Source organism: Shewanella sp. S1-49-MNA-CIBAN-0167 (assembly GCF_040310145.1).
Classification (GTDB): domain Bacteria; phylum Pseudomonadota; class Gammaproteobacteria; order Enterobacterales; family Shewanellaceae; genus Shewanella; species Shewanella psychromarinicola.
Genome location: NZ_JBEOPO010000412.1, coordinates 1 through 249, shown reverse-complemented (window position 1 = coordinate 249; position 249 = coordinate 1). Strand labels below are relative to the sequence as shown.

The following is a 249-nucleotide window of genomic DNA, read 5'->3' as shown; positions in this document are numbered from 1 at the left end:
ACTAATGCTGAAAGTTTGCAAGTGGTTAATGCCAGATTTGATGGTGTGGTACGTGATGTAAAGAAGAGCATCGGTGATCCGGTCCGTAAAGGTGAAACATTGTTAATTGTTGAAGCAAATGAAAGCTTGAAAAACTATTCAATAACTTCTGAAATTAATGGATATATCACACAGCGAAATATAAATATTGGAGAGAAAACAAATGAAACTCCTTTACTGGTGATTCAAGATTTTTCTACTGTTTGGGTA

Annotated in this window: 1 pseudogene; it reads left to right on the top strand. The window is 34.5% G+C overall.

What is annotated here, in order from left to right:
- Window positions 1-249: pseudogene (locus AAEZ00_RS21850) on the top strand (efflux RND transporter periplasmic adaptor subunit); the annotation flags it as partial.